The 17,023-nt window shown below is 71.8% G+C and carries 16 protein-coding genes; 9 read left to right on the forward strand and 7 right to left on the reverse strand.

Annotated features, from left to right (window positions below; translation table 11 throughout):
• Positions 1–3 precede the first annotated feature (3 nt).
• Together AB0L74_RS01040 and fasR are read right to left on the reverse strand one after the other, a co-directional pair.
• Positions 4–951: an ACP S-malonyltransferase gene (locus tag AB0L74_RS01040; protein ID WP_365644041.1), complete on the reverse strand. Its 948-nt coding sequence runs from the start codon at positions 949–951 to the stop codon at positions 4–6.
• An 89-nt stretch (positions 952–1,040) separates the two neighbouring features.
• Positions 1,041–2,246 carry a fatty acid biosynthesis transcriptional regulator FasR gene (gene fasR, locus AB0L74_RS01045; protein WP_164390247.1) on the reverse strand — a complete coding sequence of 402 codons (1,206 nt, stop codon included), beginning with the start codon at positions 2,244–2,246 and terminating at the stop codon, positions 1,041–1,043.
• Between the two features lie 49 nt (positions 2,247–2,295).
• Here fasR and AB0L74_RS01050 point away from each other — a divergent pair, with 49 nt between their 5' ends.
• The gene (locus AB0L74_RS01050; protein WP_365644045.1) at positions 2,296–2,958 is read left to right on the forward strand and encodes a pirin family protein; all 663 of its coding nucleotides are present in this window, start codon (positions 2,296–2,298) and stop codon (positions 2,956–2,958) included.
• Here AB0L74_RS01050 and AB0L74_RS01055 read toward each other — a convergent pair.
• Positions 2,955–3,782, reverse strand: coding sequence for a serine hydrolase domain-containing protein (locus AB0L74_RS01055; protein ID WP_365644048.1), 828 nt, complete (start codon positions 3,780–3,782; stop codon positions 2,955–2,957). The two genes, AB0L74_RS01050 and AB0L74_RS01055, sit on opposite strands and share 4 nt — an antisense overlap.
• Before the next feature lie 249 nt (positions 3,783–4,031).
• Here AB0L74_RS01055 and AB0L74_RS01060 point away from each other — a divergent pair, with 249 nt between their 5' ends.
• Both AB0L74_RS01060 and AB0L74_RS01065 read left to right on the forward strand, forming a co-directional pair.
• Positions 4,032–4,496: a MerR family transcriptional regulator gene (locus tag AB0L74_RS01060; protein WP_365644051.1), complete on the forward strand. Its 465-nt coding sequence runs from the start codon at positions 4,032–4,034 to the stop codon at positions 4,494–4,496.
• Positions 4,493–5,509, forward strand: coding sequence for an aldo/keto reductase (locus tag AB0L74_RS01065; protein WP_365644054.1), 1,017 nt, complete (start codon positions 4,493–4,495; stop codon positions 5,507–5,509). Before AB0L74_RS01060 ends, AB0L74_RS01065 begins: the two co-directional genes overlap by 4 nt.
• Before the next feature lie 44 nt (positions 5,510–5,553).
• On the opposite strand, the gene AB0L74_RS01070 is transcribed toward AB0L74_RS01065, so the two are convergent.
• The 3 genes from AB0L74_RS01070 to AB0L74_RS01080 all read right to left on the reverse strand — a co-directional run bounded on the left by AB0L74_RS01070 (position 5,554) and on the right by AB0L74_RS01080 (position 8,464).
• Positions 5,554–6,402: a DUF4429 domain-containing protein gene (locus AB0L74_RS01070; protein ID WP_365644057.1), complete on the reverse strand. Its 849-nt coding sequence runs from the start codon at positions 6,400–6,402 to the stop codon at positions 5,554–5,556.
• A gap of 66 nt (positions 6,403–6,468) precedes the next feature.
• Complete coding sequence (locus AB0L74_RS01075) at positions 6,469–7,707, reverse strand: alpha/beta hydrolase (protein ID WP_365644060.1); 1,239 nt, start codon at positions 7,705–7,707, stop codon at positions 6,469–6,471.
• 79 nt (positions 7,708–7,786) lie between these two features.
• Positions 7,787–8,464 carry a TetR family transcriptional regulator gene (locus AB0L74_RS01080; RefSeq protein WP_365644471.1) on the reverse strand — a complete coding sequence of 226 codons (678 nt, stop codon included), beginning with the start codon at positions 8,462–8,464 and terminating at the stop codon, positions 7,787–7,789.
• A 158-nt stretch (positions 8,465–8,622) separates the two neighbouring features.
• Here AB0L74_RS01080 and AB0L74_RS01085 point away from each other — a divergent pair, with 158 nt between their 5' ends.
• Together AB0L74_RS01085 and AB0L74_RS01090 are read left to right on the forward strand one after the other, a co-directional pair.
• Positions 8,623–10,242 (forward strand): MFS transporter, encoded by a 1,620-nt coding sequence (locus tag AB0L74_RS01085; protein WP_365644063.1) that lies wholly within the window; start codon positions 8,623–8,625, stop codon positions 10,240–10,242.
• A 318-nt stretch (positions 10,243–10,560) separates the two neighbouring features.
• Entirely contained in the window at positions 10,561–10,869 is a 309-nt protein-coding gene (locus AB0L74_RS01090; RefSeq protein WP_365644474.1) for a small hydrophobic protein, read from the forward strand.
• A gap of 639 nt (positions 10,870–11,508) precedes the next feature.
• Here AB0L74_RS01090 and aceE read toward each other — a convergent pair.
• Positions 11,509–14,256 (reverse strand): pyruvate dehydrogenase (acetyl-transferring), homodimeric type, encoded by a 2,748-nt coding sequence (gene aceE / locus AB0L74_RS01095; RefSeq protein ID WP_365644066.1) that lies wholly within the window; start codon positions 14,254–14,256, stop codon positions 11,509–11,511.
• Positions 14,257–14,628: 372 nt separating this feature from the next.
• On the opposite strand from aceE, the gene AB0L74_RS01100 reads away from it, so the two are divergent.
• The 4 genes from AB0L74_RS01100 (at position 14,629) to AB0L74_RS01115 (ending at position 17,011) form a co-directional block, all read left to right on the forward strand.
• Positions 14,629–15,066 carry a DUF3052 domain-containing protein gene (locus AB0L74_RS01100; RefSeq protein WP_029384739.1) on the forward strand — a complete coding sequence of 146 codons (438 nt, stop codon included), beginning with the start codon at positions 14,629–14,631 and terminating at the stop codon, positions 15,064–15,066.
• Positions 15,067–15,187: 121 nt separating this feature from the next.
• Positions 15,188–15,646: a peroxiredoxin gene (locus AB0L74_RS01105; RefSeq protein ID WP_365644070.1), complete on the forward strand. Its 459-nt coding sequence runs from the start codon at positions 15,188–15,190 to the stop codon at positions 15,644–15,646.
• Between the two features lie 113 nt (positions 15,647–15,759).
• Complete coding sequence (locus AB0L74_RS01110; RefSeq protein WP_365644072.1) at positions 15,760–16,335, forward strand: calcium homeostasis/redox stress adaptation protein; 576 nt, start codon at positions 15,760–15,762, stop codon at positions 16,333–16,335.
• 100 nt (positions 16,336–16,435) lie between these two features.
• Complete coding sequence (locus AB0L74_RS01115) at positions 16,436–17,011, forward strand: TerD family protein (RefSeq protein ID WP_365644075.1); 576 nt, start codon at positions 16,436–16,438, stop codon at positions 17,009–17,011.
• Positions 17,012–17,023: the final 12 nt, after the last annotated feature.

Genomic DNA, 17,023 nt, shown 5'->3' on the forward strand with positions numbered 1-17,023 from the left:
TTGTCAGGCGTCCGCCGCGGCGGCGGCAGGGTCGGACGCGGCGGCGACGAGCTCGCGGGCCGCGTCGAGGTCGGCGGGGGACTTCAGGGCCAGCGTCTTCACGCCGGGCAGCGCCCGCTTGGCCAGCCCGGTGAGCGTGCCGCCGGGGCACACCTCGATCAGGGCGGTGACGCCGAGCTCCTTGAAGGTCTCCATGCACAGGTCCCAGCGGACCGGGCTGGCGACCTGGCCGACCAGGCGGTCGAGCACCTCGGCGCCGGTGGCGACGGTCCGGCCGTCCTTGTTGGAGACGTAGGGGACCGCGGGGTCCGCGGGCGCCAGCTCCGCGGCGGCCTTGGCGAGCTTCTCCACGGCGGGGGCCATGTGGTGGGTGTGGAAGGCGCCGGCGACCTTCAGCGGGACGACCTTGCGGACGCCCTCGGGCTTGTCCTCGCTCAGCGCGGCGAGCTGCTCCATCGTGCCGGCCGCGACGATCTGGCCGGCGCCGTTGACGTTGGCCGGGGTCAGGCCGAGCTTCTCCAGGTGGGCGACGCTCACCTCGGGGTCGCCGCCGAGCAGCGCCGACATGCCGGTCTCGGCGACCGCCGCGGCCTCGGCCATGGCCAGGCCCCGGGTGCGCACCAGGCGCAGCGCGGTGGTGTCGTCGAAGACGCCCGCGAAGGCGGCGGCGGTGAACTCGCCGACGCTGTGGCCCGCGACGGCGCCGGGCGCGATCCCGGCGATGTCACCGAGTGCCGCGGCCGAGAGGATCCCGGCGGCGACCAGCAGCGGCTGGGCGACGGCGGTGTCGCGGATCTCCTCCGCGTCGGCCTTCGTGCCGTAGCGGACGAGGTCGAGTCCGATGGCGTCCGACCAGGCGGCGACGCGGTCGGCGGCACCGGGCAGTTCGAGCCATTCAGTCAGGAAGCCGGGCGTCTGAGCGCCCTGGCCGGGAGCGACGAGTACGAGCACTCTCACACTCTCTCTTGGGGACGGGCGCGGCCGCCCGTGGGGACAGGGACGAAGAACACGAGGGGGTTTTGTGGGACCCCGACAAAAGGCTAGGTCTGCGCATCCCCATCGGCCAGGCGCCCAAGGATCAGCGCGATCCGCAGTGTGAACGCCGAGCGTACATCGGAGGGCGACCAGCCGGTGACGTCAGTCACACGTCGGAGCCGGTAGCGCACGGTGTTGGGGTGAACGAAGAGCATCCGCGCGGCGCCCTCCAGGCTGCTCGCCTGCTCCAGGTAGACGCTGAGCGTCTCCAGCAGGGCGGCGCCGGCCTCCTCCAGCGGTCTGTAGATCTCCTCCACCAGCTGCTCGCGCGCCGACGGGTCTCCGGCGATGGCGCGCTCCGGCAGCAAGTCGTCCGCCAGCACCGGCCGCGGGGCGTCCTGCCAGGCCGAGCACGCCTTGAGACCGGCCGCGGCGGCCTGCGCGGACCGGGTCGCGGCCTGGAGGTCCGGCACGACGGGCCCGGCGACGACCGGCCCCTGCGCGAACGGCCCGATCAGCGACTTGGCGACCGCGAGCGGGTTGTCGCTGCCGCCCGCCACGACCACCAGCCGGTCCCCGAGCACCCCCGTCAGCACCTGGAGCTTGGCGTGGCGGGCGGCCCGCCGGATCGCCTCCACGGTCAGCTCGGAGTCGCCGTCGGGTGCCGTGCCCAGCACCACGCACACATGCTCCGGCGAGTTCCAGCCCAGCGCGGCGGCCCGGGACACCGCGCCCTCGTCGGCCTCCCCGCTCAGCACCGCGTTCACCACCAGGGACTCCAGCCGCGCGTCCCAGGCGCCGCGTGCCTCGGCGGCCTGGGCGTACACCTGCGCGGTGGCGAAGGCGATCTCGCGGGCGTACACGAGCAGCGCCTCGCGCAGCACCGACTCGTCCCCCGGCGCGGCGACCTCGTCGATCGCGGACTCCATGACCTCGATCGTGGTCCGCACCATCTCCACGGTCTGCCGCAGCGTGATCGCCCGGGTCAGCTCCCGGGGCGCGGTCCCGAAGACGTCGGTGGAGATGGCCTGCGGGGCCTCCGGGTGCCGGAACCACTCGGTGAAGGCGGCGATGCCCGCCTGGGCGACCAGCCCGATCCAGGAACGGTTCTCCGGGGGCATGGCCCGGTACCAGGGCAGCGTCTCGTCCATCCGCGCGATGGCCTGCGCGGCGAGGGATCCGGAGGACCGCTCCAGCCGCTTCAGGGTCGCGGCGTGCGGATGGGCGGGGTGCGAGGCGGGTTCGGTCCTGCTGGTTTCGGGTTCGGGCACGGGACAAGACTGCCTCATCCGGGCGGCGGGGCGTGCCGCCGGGTCTACGGTGGACGCCGTGATCGACGTACGCCGCGCCGAGGAGCGCTACCCGGGGGGCGAGCGGGCAGCCGGGATCGAGACCCGGCACGCCTTCTCCTTCGGCCCCCACTACGACCCCGCCAATGTGCGCTTCGGCGCCCTGATCGCCTGCAACGAGGAGCGCCTGGCACCGGGCGCCGGCTTCGACGAGCACCCGCACCGCCACACCGAGATCGTCACATGGGTGGTCGAGGGGGAGCTGACCCACCGGGACAGCACCGGGCGCGAGACGGCCGTCCGCCCCGGGGACGTGCAGCGGCTCAGCGCGGCGGGCGGCGTGCGGCACGCCGAACGCAACGACGGTCCCGCGCCCCTGACGTTCGTGCAGATGTGGCTGGCCCCCCGGGACCCGGACGGCGACCCGTCCTACGAGGTCGTCCGCGGCATCGCCGACGCCACCCCGTACGCCGTCCCCGCGGCCGGCGCGGTCCTGCACGTGCGCCGGCCGGCCGCGGGGGAGCGGTGGGCGGTGCCGGACGGGGCGTATGTGTACGTCCACGTGGTGCGCGGCACGGTACGGCTGGACGGCGCGGAGCTGGGCGCGGGCGACGCGGCCCGCGTCACGGACGCCCGGGGCGTGGACGCGGTGGCGGTGACGCGGGCCGAACTGCTGGTGTGGGAGATGTCCTAGGAAATGCCCGGGAGCTCGGCGAGGACCGCGTCGGTGAACGCCGGCCACGCCTCGGTCGCCCAGGGGCCGAACGCCCGGTCGGTGAGCGCCACGCAGGCCGCGCCGGCGTCCGGATCGATCCACAGGAACGTACCGGACTGCCCGAAGTGCCCGAAGGTGCCCGGCGAGGACGACGCGCCCGTCCAGTGCGGGGACTTGCCGTCGCGGATCTCGAAGCCGAGGCCCCAGTCGTTGGGGTTCTGGTGGCCGTAGCCGGGCAGCACGCCCTTGGTGCCCGGGTACTGCACCGTCATCGCGTCGGCGACCGTGCGCGGGTCCAGCAGGCGCGGCGCCTGCACCTCGGCCGCGAACCGCAGCAGGTCCTCCACCGTGGAGACGCCGTCCTTCGCGGGGGAGCCCTCCAGTGCGGTGGACGCCATGCCCAGCGGCTCCAGCACCGCCTGCCGCAGGTACTCGGCGAACGGGATCTCCGCCGCCCTCGCGATGTGGTCACCGAGCTGCTCGAAACCGGCGTTGGAGTACAGCCGCCGCTCGCCGGGCGGGGCGGTGACCCGGTGCTCGTCGAAGGCGAGACCGGAGGTGTGGGCGAGCAGGTGCCGGACCGTCGCGCCGGGCGGCCCGGCGGGCTCGTCCAGCTCGATCGCGCCCTCCTCGTACGCGACCAGGGCCGCGTACGCGGCGAGCGGCTTGGTGACCGAGGCGAGCGGGAACCGCCGCCCGGCCGGGCCGTGCACCCCCAGGACCGTGCCGTCCGCCCGTACGACACCCGCCGCGGCGGCGGGAACCGGCCAGTTCTCGATCAACGCAAGGCTCTTCAAGGACATGCCTGTGAGCCTAAGCGGCTCACAGGCGCAGCCGCATCGAGGGGTCGGGGTCCCGGGTGCCCCGGACGCGGCGGCCATGGAGCCGGTCCCACCTGTCGCAGACGCGGGACTTCCCCGGCGTCCCCGGGCACCGCACGGCGTACGAGGCTCATGGACCCGCGCGCCGGCCGGCCTCCGCGTCGCGCGTCCGCGCGTTTTCCGCCTCCCGTTCTTGCTTGGAGCGCACTCGAAGGTTCTAGCGTGGTGGCCATGACGGTGACGGAGACCACGACCACCCGGGCCGGCGGCTGCGCCGGGCTGCCCCAGGGGAACCGGCGCCCGGACGGGCAGGACAGGTACACGATCAGTGAGGTCGCCGCCCTCACCGGCCTGACCGCGCACACCCTGCGCTGGTACGAGCGGATCGGCCTGATGCCGCACATCGACCGGTCGCACACCGGCCAGCGCCGCTATCGCAACTGCGACCTGGACTGGCTCGACCTCGTCGGCAAGTTGCGGCTGACCGGCATGCCGGTCGCGGACATGGTGCGGTACGCCGAACTGGTGCGCGCGGGCGACCACACCTACGCCGAGCGCTTCGCGCTGCTGAAGGCGACCAGGGAGGACGTCCTGGCCAGGATCACCGAACTCCAGGGCACGCTCGCCGTGCTCGACCGGAAGATCAGTTTCTACGCGGACGCCGGGCGGGCCCTGGCGTCGGAGAGGTCCCGATGACGGACGGCACGATCGCGAAGGTGAGGCTGGGCACGGACGGTCCCGAGGTGGGCGTCCAGGGTCTGGGCTGCATGGGCATGAGCTTCGCCTACGGACCGGCGGACGCCGACGCCTCCCGGGCGACCCTGGAACGGGCGCTCGAACTCGGCGTCACGCTGTACGACACGGCGGACGCCTACGGACAGGGGGAGAACGAGCGGTTCCTGGCGCCGTTCTTCAAGGCGCACCGCGACGAGGTCGTCATCGCCACCAAGTTCGCCCTGGCGATCCCGCCGGACGACCCGACCAAGCGGATCATCCGCAACGACCCGCCCTACATCCGCCGGGCCGTCGAAGCCAGCCTCGAACGCCTCGGCGTCGACGTGATCGACCTCTACTACATGCACCGGCGGGATGTGAACGTCCCGATCGAGGAGAGCGTCGGCACCATGGCGGAGCTGGTGCGCGAAGGCAAGGTCAAGCACCTCGGGCTGAGCGAGGTCACCGCCGGCGAGCTGCGGGCCGCGCACGCCGTGCACCCGATCGCCGCCGTGCAGTCGGAGTGGTCGCTGTTCAGCCGGGACATCGAGGCGAAGGTGGTGCCGGCCGCCCGCGAGCTGGGCGTGGCCCTCGTGCCGTACTCGCCGCTGGGCCGGGGCTTTCTGACCGGGTCGTTCGTCCAGGCCGAGAAGGACCTGACCCCCGACGACTTCCGCCGGCAGCAGCCCCGGTTCACCGGGGACAACGCCGCCGCCAACGCGGCGCTGCTGGAGCCGGTGCGCGCCGTGGCCGAGGCCCACGGCGCCACCCTCGGGCAGATCGCGCTGGCCTGGGCGCAGCAGCGGGCGGCGGCGCACGGCCTGCCGGTGGTGCCGATCCCGGGCACCCGCCGGCCGGAGCGGGTGGCGGAGAACGCGGCGGCCACGCGCATCGCCTTGACGGAGGATCAGCTGGCGCTGCTGGACCCGATCGCCGGCCAGGTGGCCGGGGACCGGTACGCCGACATGGCCTTCACCTCGGCGGGACGGGAGTGAGCTGACCCTCGTGCGCCGGGCGGGGCGGGCGCGGGGCCGGGCGGTCACAGTTCGGCCAGCAACTCGGCCTTCTTGGCGGAGAACTCCTCGTCCGTCACCAGCCCCGCCTGATGCAGTTCGCCGAGGTGACGGATGCGCTCGGCGATGTCGGCGGGGTCACGGCGGGAGACCGCCACCGGGACCGCGGCCACCGGGCCGCGGTCCCGGACCGCCGCCAGCACCGCGGCGGCGAACGGCAGCGACTCGTGCACCGGCCCGTAGCCGAGCCCGAACACCACCGCCGCCGGATCCTGGTCGGCCTGCGCGGGCGGGACGGCCCCGTCGCGCCGCAGCAGCCGCAGATACCCCTCGAACACCTCCGGGGAGCGCCACTCCACCCCGGCCAGGTCGGTGACCGCGAACGTCTGGTCACCGGCCTTCCACTTCGCCGACGAGGCGCCGGTCCAGAACCACCGGAAGAACACCGACGTGCCGTCGAAGGACGCCTTCCCGTCGTACGCCTTGAACCGCCGCGGCGGCTGTGGCGCGGCCACCAGGTGGCGTTCGGCCGGGCCGTCCTCGGTGAGCCGCGCCCGCAGCTCGTCGGCGTAGTACTCGGCGAGCGTCTCCCGCTCGGCCGGCAGCACCAGCCGGTACGGGTCGCACGCCTCCTTGAGCTGTCCCGCCGCCGCCTCCAGCAGCGGGTCGGCGCCGGGGCGCGGCTCGGCGCGCAGCACCACGGTGCCGCGTCTGCCGGGCGTCAGCGTGACGTCGGCGAGCGCCTGGTGGGGGACCCGGCGTTCCCCCAGTACCTGTAGCAGCTTCGGTGTCCGTATCCCCCGTTCGTAACGGATGAGCACGGAGTCGGACTCGAACTCCCAGGTGGCATGAAATCCGGCCAGTACGTCACCCATGCGGCTCATCGTATGCGTCACGGGCTTCTTCGTCCCCTCCTCGCGCACACCGCAGTTTCTCCGCCGCTACGCGCGTCCGGCCGACGTCGCGGCGGACAAATCGGCATGGCATGTGCCACTTTCATGGGCGCAGGCCAGGGAACGGTATGAGCCGACGCCGATCTCGGCGAAGTTCGCCAGGCTCTCGGTCCCCGGGGCGAAGTAACCGCTGTGCCCCTCGGCGCCGCGCGCCGACAGGACCCGCGCCCCGAAGGCCGCGGAGACCGGGTCGGCGCCGTGGCCCAGCCCGCCGACCTCCAGGTACGGCACGTCCTGGATCCAGTCGTCGGCGTCCCGCATCGCCCACACCCGGGCCGAGGTGCGCAGCTGGGACGCCGAGGCCGCGCGCATGCCGGGGCTGCCGGCCACCGTGATGTCGGTGACCCGGGCGGGCAGCGTGCGAGCGGCCCGGCCGCACACCACCGAGCCGTAGCTGTGGCAGAACAGCGAGACGGGCGCGTCCCCCGGCAGCGCGCGCACCAAGGCGTTCAGCCGGACGGCCCCGGCGTCGGCGCGCATCGCCGTGGCCGCGTCCACGCCCAGCCCGCTGGGCGCGGTGTAGTCGGCCCAGGCGATCACGGCCGTGCGGGTCGACGGGCTCACCCGGCGCTCGGCCGCGTACAGCGACTCGGCCATGCCGGAAGGCGCCGCGTACTTGCGCTCGGAGCGCTGGAAGGTGAGCAGGTCGGTGTCGACGCCGGGGACGACCACGGACACGCGGTCGGCGCGGCCCAGGTCCCCGAAGACCTCCGCGACGCGGCCGGAGCCCTCCGGGTCGAAGGCGAGGATGTGCCGACCGGGTCGCAGCAGCGACTCCAGGCGGTGCGTGCGGCGGCCCGCCTCCCGCTGCCCGGCCGGGCTCAGCCGGCTGTCGCGCATCCGCTTCAGTTCGGCGCGGCGGGCCTGGCCGAGCGCGACGCGGTTGGCGCGGTAGCGCAGCTCGACGGGGGCGCCGTTCATATTGCCCACCGCGAGCGGGTAGCGGCGGGCGAGGTACGCCCGCTGCCCCTCGGTGAGCGAGGCGAAGAAGCGCGCCAGCCGGGCCGGGGCCGTCCGCGCGTCGGGCAGCCGGCGGCCGTCGATCCGGCCGTGCTCCCAGGCGCTGACCGAGGCGGCCAGCGGCGTGGCTTCCCGCTGGGTGCGCAGGGCGGTCCAGCCGGTGGTCGCCAGCATCACGAACACCACCGCGAGGGCGAGCAGCGCACGCCACGCGTTCAGCTGGGGAGAGGTGTCGAACAGGTGCGGGGAGGTGTCGAAGGAAGTCACTGGGAGGACACACTAGGAGAACGAGACGGTCTCGCGTGAGCCAAGTGACCGTTGTCACGTTTCGATCACGCCGAAGGGGTCAGTCCGTGCGCCAGTTCCCGGTCAGTGACGGCTCCACCTGGTCGAGGTAGGCCGCGGTCAGATCGCGCAGCGCCCCCAGGGTGGCCTCGCCTCTGGCCGACCAGATCCGTTCCGTGACCCGTATCACCGCGCCGAAGGCGGCCACCACCACGCGCGGGCGCGGGTCGGCGTCCACGTCCAGGCCCTCCCGTTCGGCTATGACGCGCGCGATCTCCTCCTCCAGCTCCGTCGCGCGCCGCAGATGGGCGGCGAGCAGGGCGGGCGTCGACTCGATCACCTGGTAGAAGCGTATGTGCAGCTCCAGCGGTACCAGTTGCCCGATGGCCTCCCCGATCGAGGCCCAGCTCTCCGCCAGGGACTGCCGCAGCGCCTCCAGGGGCGGTTCGCCCGGAGGGCGGGCGCGCACCGCGTCGACGAAGCGCGCCTCCGCGAGCCGCGACACGAAGAACGCGGCCTCCTCCTTGCTGGCGAAGTAGCGGAAGAAGGTGCGCTGCGAGACATCGACGGCCTCGGCGATCTCGTCGACGGTCGTCCGCTCGTACCCGCGCGCGGTGAACAGCTCCAGGGCGGCCCGCAGCAGCGCGTCCCGGGTGCGCTGTTTCTTGCGCTCGCGCAGGCCGGGGCGGCGCCCCGCGCACGGGCCGCCTGCGGGCTTCGCGGTGCCGGCGGGCCGCAGGGCGCCCGCCGGCTCCGCCGCTTCTGCTGCCTTCAACGGTTTCCGGGCCTCTCGGACGAACTGTTTCTCCCCGTTCAGGCTATAGGGGAGTGACCTGTCAGTTACCGACTTGTGAATTGGTTTGTCAATTGTCAGTGACTGTCACTAGCCTCCACTGTATGACTAGTCAGACCACCATTGACACGACGGGGCCGGGGGACAAGGCATCAACTGCCCCGTCGGGCAAGGCGCCGGCCAAGGGGCTGCGCGGCCATCCGTGGGTCACGCTCATCACCGTCGCGTTCGGGGTCATGATGGTGGCCCTCGACGGCACCATCGTGGCCATCGCCAACCCGGCCATCGCCAGCGACCTCGGCGCCACCTTCGCGGAGGTGCAGTGGATCACCAACGCCTACTTCCTCGCCCTCGCGGTCTCCCTGATCACCGCGGGCAAGCTCGGTGACCGCTTCGGTCACCGGCAGACCTTTCTCATCGGCGTCGTCGGCTTCGCCGCCGCCTCCGGGGCCATCGGGCTGTCCGACAGCATCGCGCTGGTCATCGTCTTCCGTGTCTTCCAGGGCCTGTTCGGCGCGCTGCTGATGCCGGCCGCGCTCGGCCTGCTGCGGGCCACCTTCTCGGCCGAGAAGCTGAACATGGCCATCGGTATCTGGGGCATGGTCATCGGGGCGTCCACCGCGGGCGGCCCCATCCTCGGCGGTGTGCTCGTCGAGCACGTCAACTGGCAGTCGGTGTTCTTCATCAATGTGCCGGTCGGTGTCCTCGCCGTCGTCCTCGGTGTGATGATCCTGCTCGACCACCGTGCCGAGAACGCTCCGCGCTCCTTCGACGTCCTCGGCATCGCGCTGCTGTCGGCCGCGATGTTCTGCCTGGTCTGGGCCCTGATCAAGGCCCCTGAGTGGGGCTGGGGCGCCGGCTGGACGTGGACGTTCGTCCTGGCGTCCGTGGCGGGCTTCGCGCTCTTCGCCCTGTGGGAGACGAAGGTGAAGGAGCCGCTGATCCCGCTGGCGCTGTTCCGCTCCGTACCGCTGTCGGCGGGTGTCGTGCTGATGGTCCTGATGGCCATCGCCTTCCTGGGCGGCCTGTTCTTCGTCACCTTCTATCTGCAGAACGTGCACGGCATGAGCCCGGTCGACGCCGGTCTGCACCTGCTGCCGCTCACCGGCATGATGATCGTCGGCTCCCCGCTCGCGGGTGCGCTGATCACCAAGGCCGGGCCCCGTGTTCCGCTGGCCGGCGGCATGGCGCTCACCGCCATCGCCATGTACGGCATGTCGACGCTGGACACGGACACCGGCGGCGCGGCCATGTCGCTCTGGTTCGCCCTGCTGGGTCTCGGCCTCGCGCCCGTCATGGTCGGCGCGACCGAGGTCATCGTCGGCAACGCGCCGATGGAGCTGTCGGGCGTGGCGGGCGGCCTCCAGCAGGCCGCCATGCAGATCGGCGGCAGCCTCGGTACGGCCGTGCTGGGCGCCGTGATGGCCTCCAAGGTCGAGAGCGACCTGCCCGGGAACTGGGCCGGCGCGGGGCTTCCGCCGCTGACGCCGGAGCAGGCGGGTCAGGCGTCCGAGGCCGTGCAGGTCGGCGTGGCGCCGGTGGCGCAGGGGACGCCGGAGCCGGTCGCCGCGAAGATCACCGAGGTGGCGCACGACACGTTCATCTCCGGCATGAGCCTGGCGTCGCTCGTCGCCGCCGGGGTCGCCGTGGCGGCGGTCCTGGTCGCGTTGCTCACCAAGCGCGGGGAGAACGCCGGGGCCGGAGCGGGCGTCGGGCACATCTGACGGGGTGCCGGAAACGGTGCCGGGTCTGGTTCACCTATCAGGGTGACAGCGTGGGCGAACCCTGCCCTTCGGTGGGCGCCGCGGGTCACAGTGGGTCAAGTCCTCCGGAGTGCATGGAGGCTGACGGAGCTGCGGCGCGCTGCTGGAGGGGGGCAGCGCGCGGCCGGCGTCGTGCCCGGGGGTGTCGTGTCCGGGAGTGTCATCCCCGGAAGCGTCGTGTCCGGGAGTTTCGTGTCCGGGAGTGTCGTCCCCGGAACTTCGGATGAGTCGCGAAGTCCGGGGTACTCGCGTCAATGACACGGAGTGTTCCGGGAGTTGATGATGGTGAGCTTCGGGCAGGGCACGCGCGGGAACCCTCGTTCACGTGGCCGGACGGGGTTACGGAACGGGCCGGATCGCGCGACTCTCGCCGTGGCCGGAGTCGTGTGCGCCGTCGCCGGATTCTTCGTGCTGGGGATTGTCCTCGGCCCGGTGGCGCTCGTGTGCGGCTGGCTCGCCATGGGCCGCACCTGGGCGGGCCCCCGCCCGGCACCGGCCGTGATCGCCTTGGTCCTGGGCGCCATCGACACGCTCCTGGCCCTCGTCTGGCTGGCCGGGGCGGCCGGGCCGGGGGGCGCGGTGCTCTGATCACCGCCGACGGGGGTGCGGGGTGCCTGCGGCGCCTGTCCGGGTTCGTGCGTTGTGATGCCTGCGGCGCCTGTGCGGGTCCGGTGGGGGTGCGCGTAGCGCCTTCGCGTGGTGGGTGGGGCGGGTCGCGCCGGCGGGTGCCCGTCCTCGGAACGGCGCGGAATCGGTCGGTCAAGAACATTCCGGGGTTGACGCGCCAACCGCTGCGGGCGGCCACCCCCCGACACGCCCCTCCCCGCCGCGCGCGCCCGCGGGTGGCACGCCCACTCCGGGGGCGGCGCGCGAAGCCGACCACCCGCGGGCAGTCGTGCCTCCCCCAGTGCCTGAACGGCCTGGGAGGTGCCCCCAGGGCGGCACGGGTGGGCGCGGGCGGTGCCGCGGTAGCGCCGGGCCGCGCGACCGGCTCCGGCGGTCACCGTGACGCCGGTCCACTTCCGGACGCGGGTGGGCGCGGAGCCGCTAACCCGCGGGCAGTCGTGCTTCCCCCCCCAGTGCCTGAACGGCCTGGGAGGTGCCCCCAGGGCGGCACGGGTGGGCGCGGGCGGTGCCGCGGTAGCGCCGGGTTGCGCGTCCCACCTCGGCGGTCACCGTGACGCCGGGCAGTGATCCAGCCCGGCGTCACCCCGGCGCCCGGATTTCCTACGCGTCACCGCCGGCCGCCCCCGGATCCGCCGCCGTCACGTCCAGCACCTGATAGCGGTCGATGGCCTGCTTCAGTACCGACCGGTCGACCTTGCCCTCGCGGGCCAGTTCGGTCAGGACCGCGACCACGATCGACTGGGCGTCGATGTGGAAGAAGCGGCGGGCCGCCCCGCGGGTGTCGGCGAAGCCGAAGCCGTCCGCGCCCAGCGACTGGTACGTGCCCGGCACCCAGCGCGCGATCTGGTCCGGAACCGAACGCATCCAGTCGGACACGGCCACGAACGGACCTTGGGCGCCGCTGAGCTTCCGCGTCACGTACGGCACCCGCTGCTCCTCCTCCGGGTGCAGCAGGTTGTGCTCCTCGCAGGCCACCGCCTCGCGCCGCAGCTCGTTCCAGGAGGTCGCCGACCAGACGTCGGCGCGCACGTTCCAGTCCTCGGCGAGGATCCCCTGGGCCTCCAGAGCCCAGGGCAGCGCCACGCCGGACGCCATGATCTGCGCCGGGACCGCCCCGGAGGTGCCCTCGCTGAAGCGGTAGACGCCCTTCAGGATGCCCTCGACGTCCACGTTCTCCGGCTCGGCCGGGTGCTGGATCGGCTCGTTGTAGACGGTGAGGTAGTAGAAGACGTCCTCGCCGTGCGGGTGATCAGGGGAACCGCCGTACATCCGGCGCAGGCCGTCCCGCACGATGTGCGCGATCTCGAAGGCGAAGGCCGGGTCGTAGGCCACACAGGCGGGGTTGGTGGACGCCAGGAGCTGGGAGTGCCCGTCGGCGTGCTGGAGGCCCTCACCGGTGAGGGTGGTGCGGCCCGCGGTCGCGCCCAGGACGAAACCGCGCGCCAGCTGGTCGGCCATCTGCCAGAACTGGTCACCGGTGCGCTGGAAACCGAACATCGAGTAGAAGACGTACACCGGGATGAGCGGTTCGCCGTGTGTCGCGTAGGACGAACCCGCGGCGATGAGGGACGCCGTACAGCCCGCCTCCGAGATGCCGTCGTGCAGCATCTGGCCGTTGGGGGCCTCCTTGTAGGCGAGGAGGAGGTCGCGGTCCACCGCCTCGTACTGCTGGCCCAGCGGGTTGTAGATCTTCGCGCTCGGGAAGAAGGAGTCCATGCCGAAGGTGCGGTACTCGTCGGGCGCGATCAGTACGAACCGCTGGCCGATCTCCTTGTCCCGCATGAGGTCCTTCAGCAGGCGGACGAAGGCCATCGTGGTGGCGATGGACTGCTGGCCCGAGCCCTTCTTCACGGTCGCGTACGTCGCCTCGCCGGGGAGCGCCAGGGGCTTCGCGCGCACGACGCGGGTGGGCACATAGCCGCCGAGGCTCCTGCGGCGGTCGTGCATGTACTGGATCTCCTCCGAGTCCCGGCCCGGGTGGTAGTACGGCGGCAGGCCGGACTCCAGCTCCTTGTCGGAGATCGGCAGGTGCAGGCGGTCGCGGAAGCGCTTGAGGTCGTCGACCGTCAGCTTCTTCATCTGGTGGGTGGCGTTGCGGCCCTCGAAGTTGGGTCCCAGCGTCCAGCCCTTGACCGTCTTGGCGAGGATGACCGTCGGCTGGCCCTTGTGCTCGACCGCCGCCTTGTACGCCGCGTAGATCTTGCGGTGGTCGTGACCGCCCCGGCCCAAGTGCAGGATCTGGTCGTCGGTCATGTTCTCGACCATCGCGCGCAGCCGCTGGTCGTCGCCGAAGAAGTGGTCGCGGATGTAGGCGCCGGACTCGGTGGCGTACGTCTGGAACTGGCCGTCCGGCGTCGTGTTCATCCGGTTGACGAGGATGCCGTCGCGGTCCCGAGCCAGCAGCGGGTCCCAGGTGCGGTCCCAGATCAGCTTGATCACGTTCCAGCCGGCGCCCCGGAAGACCGACTCCAGCTCCTGGATGATCTTGCCGTTGCCGCGGACCGGGCCGTCGAGCCGCTGGAGGTTGCAGTTGACGACGAAGGTCAGGTTGTCCAGGCCCTCGCGGGCGGCGAGGGTGAGCTGGCCGAGCGACTCCGGCTCGTCCATCTCGCCGTCGCCGAGGAACGCCCACACGTGCGACCGGGAGGTGTCCGCGATCCCGCGCGCGTGCAGATAGCGGTTCATGCGCGCCTGGTAGATCGCGCCGATGGGACCGAGGCCCATCGAGACGGTGGGGAACTCCCAGAAGTCCGGCATGGAGCGCGGGTGCGGGTACGACGACAGCGCGTACGGCGCCTTCGACTTCTCCTGGCGGAAGCCGTCGAGATGCCGCTCGCTGAGCCGGTCCAGCAGGTACGCGCGCGCGTAGATGCCCGGTGAGGCGTGGCCCTGGAAGAAGATCTGGTCGCCGCCGTCGCCCCCGTCCTTGCCGCGGAAGAAGTGGTTGAAGCCGACGTCGTACAGCGAGGCGGAGGAGGCGAAGGTGGCGATGTGGCCGCCGACGCCGATGCCCGGCCGCTGCGCGCGCGAGACCATCACGGCCGCGTTCCAGCGGGTGGCGTTGAGGATCTTGCGCTCGATCTCCTCGTTGCCGGGGAAGAACGGCTCGTCCTTGGTGGCGATGGTGTTGACGTAGTCCGTGCTGCGCATCTCGGGCACGGCCACGCGCCTCTCGCGGGCCCGCTCGATCAGCCGCAGCATCAGGTAACGGGCCCGCTCGCGCCCGCGCTCGTCCACGGCCGCGTCGAGGGAGTCGAGCCACTCCCGGGTTTCCTCGGGGTCGAAGTCAGGGACCTGGCTCGGAAGGCCGCCAATGATGATCGGGCTGCGATCGGATGCGGAAGCCACGCTGTTCCTTACCTTTCGGAGGACCACTGTTCGGTATGCCTGCACCGATCCCCATCGTGTACCTCGGGGGAGGGACACGTCATCTGTACCGAGAGGTAACCAATGGGGTCCGGCGGCATGACACACTCATTCGGATCTCGTACCCACGGATGGTTCCCATCCGCGCAAACAGGGCAGAAAGGTGTGGTGTACGTCACCTCTGCCCGTGGCGGTGTGCCTGAAGTTGCGGTGACACGGCCAGGATCGTCACCGTTTCGGCGGTCTGGACGGCCGGGTACTTGCGCGATCCGTCCCGCCCGTGTGGACTACGGCCAATGCTTCGCGCACGCGCGTGGCTGAGATACTCACCAAGACATGATCAGGAGGCAACCCGTGAGCGCGACCGCGGACCACGCGGAGGAGCGGACGAACCCTGCCGCCAGGCTGGGGTTCCAGCCCGGGCAGGTGGTCCAGGAGATCGGCTACGACGACGACGTGGACCAGGAGCTCCGTGAAGCCATCGAGGAAGCCATCGAGGGCGACCTGATGGACGAGGACTACGACGACGTGGCCGACGCCGTTGTGCTGTGGTTCCGTGATGACGACGGCGACCTGACGGATGCGCTGGTGGATGCCACCACGTACATCGAGGAAGGCGGGGCGATCCTGCTCCTCACGCCGAAGACCGGCCGGGCCGGCTATGTGGAGCCGAGCGACATCTCGGAAGCCGCGACCACGGCGGGGCTGACGGCGTCCAAGAGCGTCAGCGTCGGCAAGGACTGGAGCGGCAGCCGGCTGGCGACCCCGAAGGCCGCCAAGTCCAAGCGGTAGACCCGACGCCGTCCGTCCAGCACCGGACGGGCCGACGACGATCGGCCCGTCCGCCGGCCGTGGGCGGCCCCTGCGTAGGGTGTTCCCAGCGAACGCTCCTGACGAAGGGATCAACACGGCGATGGCCATCCAGGTCGGCGACAAGGCCCCCGATTTCGAGCTCAAGGACAACCACGGCGCCACCGTGAAGCTGTCCGACTTCCGCGGCGACAAGAACGTGGTGCTGCTCTTCTACCCCTTCGCGTTCACCGGCGTCTGCACGGGCGAACTGTGCGAGGTGCGGGACAACCTCCCGCGGTTCTCCGACCGCGACACCCAGGTGCTCGCCGTCTCCAACGACTCCATCCACACCCTGCGCGTCTTCGCCGAGCAGGAGGGGCTGGAGTACCCGCTGCTCAGCGACTTCTGGCCGCACGGCAACGTCTCGCGCGCGTACGGCGTCTTCGACGAGGACAAGGGCTGCGCCGTCCGCGGCACCTTCATCATCGACAAGGAGGGCGTCGTCCGCTGGACCGTCGTCAACGCTCTGCCGGACGCGCGTGACCTGAACGAGTACGTGAAGGCGCTCGACACCCTGTGACCCGTCGGCCGCAGGGACTGCGGGGGGCGGGAACCCGTCACTAGGATCGATTCGTTGATCCGGCATTCGACGCAACTCAGGGGCTTCCCGCCCCGGTAACCAAGGGAGGACTCGTGGGAGTCAGCCTCAGCAAGGGCGGCAACGTATCGCTGACCAAGGAGGCCCCCGGCCTGACCGCGGTCATCGTCGGTCTGGGGTGGGACGTCCGCACCACGACCGGCACCGACTTCGACCTCGACGCGAGCGCGCTGCTGCTGAACAGCTCCGGCAAGGTCGCCAGCGACCAGCACTTCATCTTCTTCAACAACCTCAAGAGCCCGGAGGGCTCCGTCGAGCACACCGGCGACAACCTCACCGGTGAGGGCGAGGGCGACGACGAGCAGATCAAGGTCGACCTCGCGGCGGTCCCGGCCGACGTCGAGAAGATCGTCTTCCCGGTCTCCATCTACGACGCCGAGAACCGCCAGCAGTCCTTCGGCCAGGTCCGCAACGCCTTCATCCGCGTGGTGAACCAGGCCGGCGGCGCCGAGATCGCCCGCTACGACCTCAGCGAGGACGCCTCCACGGAGACCGCCATGGTCTTCGGCGAGCTGTACCGCCACGGCGCCGAGTGGAAGTTCCGCGCCATCGGCCAGGGCTACGCCTCCGGCCTGCGGGGCATCGCCCAGGACTTCGGCGTCAACGTCTGACGTCCGGTCCGTCCGCCTCACCGTCCGGCGCCGCGCGTGTGCGTGCGGCGCCGGACGCGCAGGAAACCCAGGAAGCACCGCACGGGGAGGGACAGCAGACATGGGCGTCACGCTTGCCAAGGGAGGCAACGTCTCCCTGTCCAAGGCCGCGCCGAACCTCACTCAGGTGATGGTCGGCCTCGGCTGGGACGCGCGCTCCACCACCGGAGCCCCCTTCGACCTCGACGCCAGCGCCCTGGTCTGCGGCGGCGGCCGGGTGCTGGGCGACGAGTGGTTCGTCTTCTACAACCAGCTCACCAGCCCGGACGGCTCCGTCGAGCACACCGGCGACAACCTCACCGGCGAGGGCGACGGCGACGACGAGTCGATCCTGGTCGACCTGTCCCGCGTACCCGACCGGTGCGACAAGATCGTATTCCCCGTCTCCATCCATATGGCCGACGAGCGCGGGCAGACCTTCGGGCAGGTCGCCAACGCCTTCATCCGGGTCGTCAACCAGGCCGACGGGCAGGAGCTCGCCCGTTACGACCTGAGCGAGGACGCCTCCACCGAGACCGCGATGATCTTCGGCGAGCTCTACCGCCACCAGGGCGAGTGGAAGTTCCGGGCCGTGGGACAGGGGTACGCGTCCGGCCTGCGAGGCATCGCTCTAGACTTCGGAGTCAACGTTTCGTAAAGCCGGGTACGG

The organism is Streptomyces sp. NPDC052020 (genome assembly GCF_040680575.1).
Classification (GTDB): domain Bacteria; phylum Actinomycetota; class Actinomycetes; order Streptomycetales; family Streptomycetaceae; genus Streptomyces.